This is a genomic window from Paenibacillus sp. 01T422, from assembly GCF_056398785.1.
Window position 1 is genome coordinate 1 of the sequence record NZ_JBFTQB010000172.1, and the last position, 8839, is coordinate 8839.

The 8839-nt window shown below is 44.7% G+C and carries 8 protein-coding genes; all 8 read right to left on the reverse strand.

Features of this window, described 5'->3' with window-relative positions; translation table 11 throughout:
* On the reverse strand, positions 1–1047 hold a 1047-nt coding region (locus AC1DUA_RS12130), incomplete at its 3' end, for an ABC-F family ATP-binding cassette domain-containing protein (protein WP_477499993.1).
* A complete protein-coding gene (locus tag AC1DUA_RS12135; protein WP_477499994.1) occupies positions 1044–2093 on the reverse strand; it encodes a M42 family metallopeptidase in 1050 nt (349 codons plus the stop codon). The genes AC1DUA_RS12135 and AC1DUA_RS12130, both read right to left, overlap by 4 nt.
* Positions 2094–2248: 155 nt before the next feature.
* Positions 2249–2539 carry a Dabb family protein gene (locus AC1DUA_RS12140; protein ID WP_477499995.1) on the reverse strand — a complete coding sequence of 97 codons (291 nt, stop codon included), beginning with the start codon at positions 2537–2539 and terminating at the stop codon, positions 2249–2251.
* Between the two features lie 13 nt (positions 2540–2552).
* Positions 2553–4115, reverse strand: a complete 1563-nt coding sequence (locus tag AC1DUA_RS12145) for an ABC-F family ATP-binding cassette domain-containing protein (protein WP_477499996.1) — start codon at positions 4113–4115, stop codon at positions 2553–2555.
* A 95-nt stretch (positions 4116–4210) separates the two neighbouring features.
* Positions 4211–5641 carry a DUF6382 domain-containing protein gene (locus tag AC1DUA_RS12150; protein ID WP_477499997.1) on the reverse strand — a complete coding sequence of 477 codons (1431 nt, stop codon included), beginning with the start codon at positions 5639–5641 and terminating at the stop codon, positions 4211–4213.
* Between the two features lie 14 nt (positions 5642–5655).
* Complete coding sequence (locus tag AC1DUA_RS12155) at positions 5656–6186, reverse strand: A24 family peptidase (RefSeq protein WP_477499998.1); 531 nt, start codon at positions 6184–6186, stop codon at positions 5656–5658.
* Positions 6187–6852 carry a TadE/TadG family type IV pilus assembly protein gene (locus AC1DUA_RS12160; protein WP_477499999.1) on the reverse strand — a complete coding sequence of 222 codons (666 nt, stop codon included), beginning with the start codon at positions 6850–6852 and terminating at the stop codon, positions 6187–6189.
* 17 nt (positions 6853–6869) lie between these two features.
* Positions 6870–8839, reverse strand: a 1970-nt coding sequence (locus tag AC1DUA_RS12165; protein ID WP_477500000.1) for a hypothetical protein, incomplete at its 5' end; no start/stop codon positions are given.

The window sequence follows — 8839 nt, forward strand, 5'->3', positions numbered from 1 at the left end:
GCCGAGGCGATCCCTCGGCATCACGATGTAGTCGAAGCCGCTCAGCAGCGTCTTCCCGCCTTCAAAAGCTTTGGTGACGGCTTCCAGCTCCATCACCTTCTTGCCAAGGCGGCTGCCAGCCAGCGCCATGTCTAGCTTATCTCCGGGACCGTCCACTTTGTGGTCCCGCAGCTCCTCGGCTCGCTGCACGCGCGCCTTTTGCTTCGTCGTGCGCGCCTTCGCGCCGCGACGGAGCCAAGCCAACTCGCGGCGCATGAGATTCTGGCGCTTATCTTCGCTGGATGCTTCGGACTCCATCCGCTCCGCCTTTTTCTCGAGGAACGCCTCATAGTTGCCCTCGTAGCTGTAGATCTTGCCCCGGTCCAGTTCCAGAATGCGGTTCGTGACCCGCTCCAGGAAGTACCGGTCATGGGTAACGAGCAGCAACGCGCCGCGCCATTTGCCGAGGAATTCCTCGAGCCAGATAGCGGTCTCGTTATCAATATGGTTCGTCGGCTCATCCAGGATGAGCAGATCGGCTGGTTGAATCAGAACGCGCGCCATCGCGACGCGTTTGCGCTGCCCGCCGGACAGCAGGCCGACGGGCTTGTCGAACTCGCTGATGCCTAGCTTCATCAGCACGGTTTTGGCCAAGGTGCTGGCTTCCCAGGCACCTTGTTCATCCATGCGCGACTGGGCTGTGAACAGCCGCGCTTGCTTTTTCTCGCTGGAGGGATCTAGCTCCAGCTCCGCAAGTGCCAGCTCATAGTCGCGCAGCGTCTTCATGAGCGGCGTGTCGCCGTGGAATACTTGCTCAAGAACCGTGGAGTTCGGATCGAACTCCGGGTTCTGCGGCAAGAATTCCACTCGGAAATGGTTCGCGTGCAAGAGCTTGCCGCGATCCGCTGTTTCAAGTCCCGCTAGCAGCTTCAGCAGCGTGGACTTGCCTGTGCCGTTCACGCCGATGAGACCGATGCGCTGCTTCTCATTCACCGAGAAGTTGATGTCATCGAACAAAACTTTGTCGCCAAAGGTTTTGGTAATATTGACTGCACTCAAAATATTCATGCTTCTACAGGCTCCATGACATAAGCTGCAAGAAGTGCTGCTGTGTTAACTACAGCATCCATATGCGTTCGCTCCATGCTGTGTGAAGCATGAACACCAGGACCAACCAGTGCCGCGCGAATATCGCGTCCACCTTTGAGTGCCGCCGAGGCGTCTGAGCCATACCTTGGATAAATATCAACCGCGTAGCCGATTTCCAGCTTTTCGGCAAGCTCGATCATTTTGGAAGTCATCTGATAGTCATAAGGACCTGACGAATCCTTCGCACAAATGGACACATCGCGTTCGCTGCCGCTCAAATCATCTCCAAGCGCACCCATATCTACAGCGATAAAGTCCGTAATATCTTCTGGAATAAAGGCGGACCCGTGACCAACCTCTTCATAATTGGAGAAAAAAAGTTTAATTGTAAAGAGCGGTTTCAAAGCCTCTTCTTTGATAAGTCTAAGCAGACCAAATAAGGAAGCTACACTCGCTTTATCATCCAAATGACGGGACTTCACGAAGCCATTTTCCTTCACTTGTACACGAGGATCGAACGAAATGTAATCCCCAACACGAATACCAAGATCCTGAACGTCTTTTTTGGACTTTACAAGCTCATCGATACGCACTTCCATGTTGGCTTCATCACGTTTGAACTCTCTGGCATCTTCATAAACGTGTACAGATGGTCTCGAAGTGAGAATCGTCCCATCATAAACACGTTCGTCACGCGTATGAACTTGAACATATTCATTCTCAATAGCGCCCATCATGAATCCGCCCAATGAAGTGATCTTAAGCGTGCCGTTCTCTTTAATAGAACGAACCATTGCGCCAAGGGTATCCACGTGCGCAGAAATACCAATTACGCGGTCATTACGGACACCTGGAACCGTCACAATGCCGCAGCCCTTATTCGTATATGTAAGCTCATAACCAAGCTTATTTACTTCTTGTTCTACCTTTTTCATAATGTGGTGCGTATAACCAGTCGGACTTGGTGTACGCAGCAGCATCTCGAGTACTTCCGTCATATAAGCTTTATTTAATTTGGATTTCACTCGGGATTCCTCCCTTTTCTATAAAATTATTAAGATTCCTATAAACACACAAAAAACAGTGCAGCCTAGGAATTTTAGCTGCGCTAGCGGCATAAGCCGCAATGCTAACCCCTTCTAAGGATACTACACTGTTCCCTTATGTTTTTCAAACCCAATTAGCTTTCGAAATCCACACAAATGGAAGTCCCATCAAGTACTGTCTTCATATGAGCCTTCACCCCTTCGTGAATCGGGTGAGTGTCATATGTTTTTAAATCTTCTAAAGAATCGAATTTTGTAATTAAAGCAATATCATACGAACGCTCCAAATGAAGAATATCTGTCCCTACTTCAATATGGCGCAATACTGGAATTTTCCCTTCCATATTCGTAAGAACCGCTTTCGTTACTTCTACAGCTTCAGGACTACGATCTTTGAGTTTAAAAAACACAACATGAGTTAACATTGGATATTTCCCCCTAATTGGTTACTTTTGCTTTGGCAGACCATTCTTCTACATCCCAAACCCTAGTTACCCAACCTTCATAAAATTCCGGTTCGTGGCAAACAAGCAAAACCGTTCCTTTATAAGCGATCAAAGCTCTTTGCAGTTCCTCTTTGGCAACAACGTCCAAATGGTTTGTCGGCTCATCGAACAACAACCAGTTGCTTTCTCTCATAAGCAGTTTGCAAAGCCTTACTTTGGCTTGCTCTCCCCCGCTGAGCATGCTCATAGCGCGCGTGATGTGCTCATTTTTCAAACCACATCTTGCTAGAGCGCCTCTGACTTCATTCTGATTCATGGAAGAAAACTCATTCCAGACATCGTCAATCGGCGTCATATTGGGCGCTTTAACCTCTTGCTCAAAGTAAGCTGGGCTTAAGTAATCACCTTGATACGTTTTGCCGCTAAAAGGCTCGATTTTCCCTAGAATTGTTTTGAGCAATGTAGATTTCCCTACACCGTTGCAGCCAACTATCGCAATTTTCTCGCCGCGTTCAATCGTTACATTCATTTTCGGTAAAAGTGGACGGTCGTATCCAATTTCCAAGTTTTCTGCCTCAAATACGATTCTACCACTTGTACGAGATTCCTTAAATATGAACGTGGGTTTCATCGCACTTTCTGGCTTTTCGATTCGATCCACTTTCTCTAGCTGCTTCTGTCTGCTCTTTGCGCGCGTAGAGGTGGAGGCCCGAGCTTTATTGCGAGCAATAAAGTCTTCCTGTTTTTTGATGTACTCCTGCTGCTTCTCATAAGCATCGATATGTTGCGATTTGTTCATTTCCGCCATATCCAGGAATTTCTCATAGTTCGCTGTATAACGGGTCAACTTCGTAAATTCCAAATGATAGATCACGTTAACGACTTCATTCATAAATTCCGTATCATGTGAAATCAGCATAAACGCATATGGGTAATCTCTAAGATATATTTTTAACCACTCAATATGTTCAACGTCCAAATAGTTCGTAGGCTCATCCAAAAGCAGCACGGTTGGCTTCTCCAACAGCAGCTTGGCCAAAAGAACTTTGGTCCGCTGTCCACCGCTTAGTGATGTCACATCACGGTCTAACCCAATTGCATTAAGGCCAAGTCCGTTCGCCATCTCATCAATTTTGACGTCCAGTAAGTAGAAGTCGCCTATTTCCAAGCTTTCCTGAATCTCGCCCATCTGCTCAAGCAGAACTTCCAGCTCTTCCGGGGATGCATCCGCCATCTTTTCGGTAATGGCCATCATTGCTTTCTCCTCTTCAAAAAGAGGTAGGAAGGCATCGCGCAAAATATCGCGAATCGTCCTGCCAGCAGCTAGTACCGAGTGCTGATCCAAATACCCGTACTTAATTTTGGGCGTCCATTCAACTTTCCCTGTATCTTTCAATAGTTTCCCGGTCAATATATTCATCAATGTGGATTTCCCCACACCATTTGCTCCAACTATGCCAACGCGTTCACCTGCCAGTAGACGGAAAGAAACATTTTTAAATAATGTTCGATCCCCAAAACTGTGGCTCAAATCTTCTATCGTCAAAAGACTCATTTTAAAATTCCAAACTCCTGTCTGTTAAAAAATCGCACATACTCGTGACTTCTTATTATACCACTGCTAGTGCTAGACAGGAAATAGTTAAATTTTCAATATCGAAATATCATGGTTTGACACACAATCTGAATCTCGTCGCCATCTTTTAACAAGTATGATTGATAGGTTACAAGCGTTTCTCCATTGAGAGTTGTTCCGTTCGTCGAGCCTGTATCTTTCAGAGCAAAGCCCCTATCACATTTCGTTATTTCAGCATGTATTCTGGAAACACCAGCTTCTTCCAAGACATAGTCTGCTTTCAAATTCGCATCTCCTCGGCCAATCGTGAAATGCTCACTTAGAATTGGCACTGATTTCGGCATTGCTTGATTTTGTATTTCGAGCCTTGGTCCTTCGGGTTTGAGCTTAAGGTTGCCAAGAAAAACAGTTGCATTCCTGGCGTTGTTTTGAATTAATGTTGTATGCATATGTAAGTTTTGATAATGACTTTGAATGTCTGGATGTTCAACTTTGGATACCGTCAATGCCTCTCTCTTATTTTCAAAATGCTTCTCTGGTGTACCCGGAAAAATCGGCACTTGCTTCTCCCCAACCCTTTTGTACCGCGGCAGCCCAAGAAATTTCAATACAAACCATACGTCTGCTAATAAAATAGTTGTTCCTGCCGATAAGTGCAAGAGACTGGTTGTAGGAGAAGATACGTAATGCTGCCAGATGAATGCCACTATGAGAGTGACACCAATAAGAACAATTATTTGCGATCTCTGAGCAATTGGGGTAAAAGCGATCGTTTGAGTAGTGTCTACATCCTGTTTCACATCTACTAATGGCGTATGAAACGACGAATCTTCTACTTGGCTGGTTTTGATTAGCGGCGGGTTTATCGTGTTTTGTTTCCAAATAGGCTTTGGTAGTCCCTCTTGAACCGGAGATCGCTGGTCCATAAGCTTCAACAGGTTTATTTTGAAATCTTGCAGGTTCTGCGTACTTGATAATATGTCAGTCTCTAACCAAGCGTCTAAATCTTTCCTTGTTTCGTCGTTCAACTTCGAACTAATCTGCCTCATTAAATCTTGTATTGCATGGTGTATACTCCATTCCTCCATACTTTGCTCCATTGGCACATACGTCAAAAATACATCGGACCAATCACTGCCTATAAAAATAAAATTATCTTTCAGAACAAATCCTGTCTCATGGAGCATGTAATTTTTACTTTCATCTATGGCACAAACAATTGCATACATGAGCTTTGCAAATTGGCCCTTTGAAAGCTCCTCAACCTTAAGAACCTGGGCAAGCATTCTCTTAGCTGACAGGCTATAAAGCAGGCTTACTCGATTGTCTACCTCTTGGATTTCGAGCGGAAGTAGGTTGGGAATTGTGTTAGCTTCAAGCATCTTGATTTGCAAAGTTGATAGAGCACCAACTGCCAAGCCCTCCCCATCGTCTTTAAAGAGACTCATATAATGACCATGCTGATAGACAAATTCATAGCGCAGTCCGAATACTTCCTCTGTCACGGGCCCACCTCTTCTCAAATAAACGAATAATACCAGGTCATTGCGACGGCTGGCATAACCGCATACATAAACGGAAACTTGATATTACGATCACGTTTCATCTCCATTACGATGTTCAGATCATGTAACACGACGATTGAATAGAGCCACTTCACCAACTTCTGACCTGTGGCAGCCATTTGTTTGTGCAGTAATAGTAAGATAAGTCCAATCAGTGCAGCACAGAGTATGGCATATAGCATCAATTGAAGTACATAACTGATGCCCATCATCGCTCCTATAGCAGTAAATAACTTCACGTCCCCAGCCCCAATTGCACCGATAAGATAAAGTAGGAACATCGCAATAAACGCACTTCCTGCGCCCAGGAGGGAAAAAGTTAACCCATTCAACCCGTTCACTAACCCATTGAAAATTGTTCCCGCGACCGCTCCGCAGATCGTTAATTTGTTTGGGATTACAGCTCTTCGTACATCAGTAACAAAAGCAATCGTAATAAAAATCAATAATAAATAGTAAATTCTAAGTCCCCCTGATCTGTCCATTTATGCACCTACCCATGCCCGTTCATACGCCCTCTTTTTTAAAATAATCGTTTGACTTATAAACGGAATCGGTAGTCGATACGCTATTTCCGCCTCAAGTCCAAAATAAGCATCACCATCGTTATACAAACTTGGAAGCGTGACAGAGATAACCTTAAAGTTATTTCTCATAACAGTTGAATGATCGCAAAAAGCGTAAACAATCGGTGTAAACACTGCTTGCAAACGGGGTTTAACTTGCTGCTCGTACAAATCTTCTTTCTCATCTGTCACGAACTCCTCACCTTGCAGCCTATTCTCTTTTTCCCATTTAACTAATTCGAGCAGTGCTTCGGGGATATATGCGGCATATTCATCTGCTAAACTTTCCGTGTTAGCCACTTGTTCTCGCGCAGACTGAACGTGGTCGATGGCTGAATTCAATATTTCTGCTGAGCCGCTCTGCTCAAATTTCACTTTAGCTTCTTGGACAAGAAGTCTTACTGGGTACAACTGACCTGCTATGGATTTAGTTGCTTCAGAGACACCAGCTTGCAGCGCCATCTCTAGACACGCAATTTGAATACAAATGATAAGGCCAACAACAAAGGCAAGGAAAAAAGGCAGTATTAAAGCGGCTTCCAATACGATGCTTCCCTTTTGTTCCCGATAAAACTTGTGTAGCATACAGCCCCTCCTAACATTCAATAAGCTACTGCAGCTGTGCTAATAAATTGGCACCGATTTCCTGTCACTTTGCAGCCCAATAGCCCGCTCCCATCCAGCAGCTTCATGATCTGAGGAATAAACCACAGCTTAATATCACTTGCGGCATTACCCTGAATGTAAGTCGTAGCTTGCATTAAATCCTTGCCGGTTTCGAGCTCAATGAGCGCCTGCATTCTAGCCATTTGCTTCGTATTATTGCTATGGATGAGCATGAAGATCCTCAGGTAATCCTTATATGTCAAACTTAAAGCCGGCGCTGCAATTTTTGCAGATAACTCTACTGCTTCTCCCTTCACCAGCTTGGTCATGTCTTGGAAAGCTAGAACAGCCCCTTCTGCTGCTGCAGCCAAAAGTACCAGTAGTGGAGAGCCAACATTAAGCAGTTCTTTTTTAGGATCAAGAAGAGCCTCAAGTGTACGAATGGCCAGACGAAATGAAAACATTTCTGCATATGCTGATGAAATATTCGCTGGACATGAGGAAAATCCATACAGCAAATATTCTACCTCTTGGTTAGCTAACACGTGAGTTCTTGGATCTGAACGCTCATTTGAAGCTTTGGGATTGCCTGTTTGATCCTTGTCTAATGCAATCGTTCGGTAATTAAATGTTGTAAGCGCGTATTCATTCACATAAAGCTCGTTACGCATAACCTCCGCCGCATTGTTGAAGGCTGCAAGCATATCCATTGCCTTGAGACTTACTGGCTCAGATTTCTCAAGATCATACGCAATTTCGCTGCCGATTACGGCATCCTGCGCATTTGCCTCTCGATATTTCTGGTAGAAACCTTTGGGAGAAGAAGACGATTGTGAACCAGAACCTTGAAGACGATCATAAAGCACATCATCACTACTCTGAGCATTTACTATGCTGCACCCACCAATCGATTCCTTCGCTTGATCCAATATCGTTTGAATCTTATTTTTTTGCTGCTGTTTATTAGCTGAGATAGCGCCATTTTGTTCCATTCTTGGTACCTCTAAAGCGCTTTGCTTATGATAAAAATCTTGCGATTCCGTCCAATAAGCATCATTTGCTTGATTAGCTTTGTTCGTATTGTCAGCTGTATAAAGTTGTACAGAGCCAATCACATCTTGAAAAGCTGTAAACAATGCTGTAATGCTTGCAATAGCAGTTTGGTACCTGTAAAAGTATTCATCCCCCATCACAGGTACGCTTTGAAAAACTTCATTCGCACTTGTCGTCGCATCTCCTGAGCTGGGACGTGAAATAATCCCATTGAGTTTCGTGCGTATTTCATCGTTTCGCTGCTTTGCTGTGCGTAATGCTGGTTCAATCGCTTGCTGTAATAACCCCATCTCTTTCGTATTTGCTTGAACCTCGAGCTTCGTAACTGCAAGAAGCGCCACATATTTGATAATTAACTGCAGCAGATTTTGGAGATCATTTAGTTTTTGAGACAATGTTTGCGCTTGAGTCCCTAATGCTTGACGGGATTCCAAAATGGCTTGCATGCCAGCCATCGCGCCTGGCCCTGCTTGACTGATCGCGGCAATAGACATATCCACATCTCTTATTGATGCCTGAACAGCATGCAGCTGATTTTCCACCTGATCGATTTCACTTCGCACTTCATCTGCGGTATGGATGCCAATTTGGGACGCCAAACTGTCTAAATCTGAAATTCGGGATTGGTAATTGGCATGATAGAAGCTCGTTTTACGATAAAGCTCTTCACTGTTCTGCCAAGCTTCATCGAGCTGCTTCTCTCTTTGATCGATTAGTTTCTCTAGCTCAGCTGCCTCCTTAGAAAATTGGCCTCCAAACTGAAAGGGAGCCTTCATCCCTGTTTTGYGAAATTTATCTGTAATCTCAAGCGTGAACTCGATTGGTGCCTTGATTTTCATATCTTCCAGCAGTTGATGTTCAAAAATTTCATGGCTGGCTAACGCATAAACAGGTGTAACGCGATCTCCGTGAT

Excerpts from the sequence above, each read along its gene's own strand:
- AC1DUA_RS12155 (WP_477499998.1), bottom strand. The coding sequence starts at position 6,186 with ATGGACAGATCAGGGGGACTTAGAATTTACTATTTATTATTGATTTTT.
- AC1DUA_RS12145 (WP_477499996.1), bottom strand. The coding sequence starts at position 4,115 with ATGAGTCTTTTGACGATAGAAGATTTGAGCCACAGTTTTGGGGATCGA.
- AC1DUA_RS12140 (WP_477499995.1), bottom strand. The coding sequence starts at position 2,539 with ATGTTAACTCATGTTGTGTTTTTTAAACTCAAAGATCGTAGTCCTGAA.
- AC1DUA_RS12160 (WP_477499999.1), bottom strand. The coding sequence starts at position 6,852 with ATGCTACACAAGTTTTATCGGGAACAAAAGGGAAGCATCGTATTGGAA.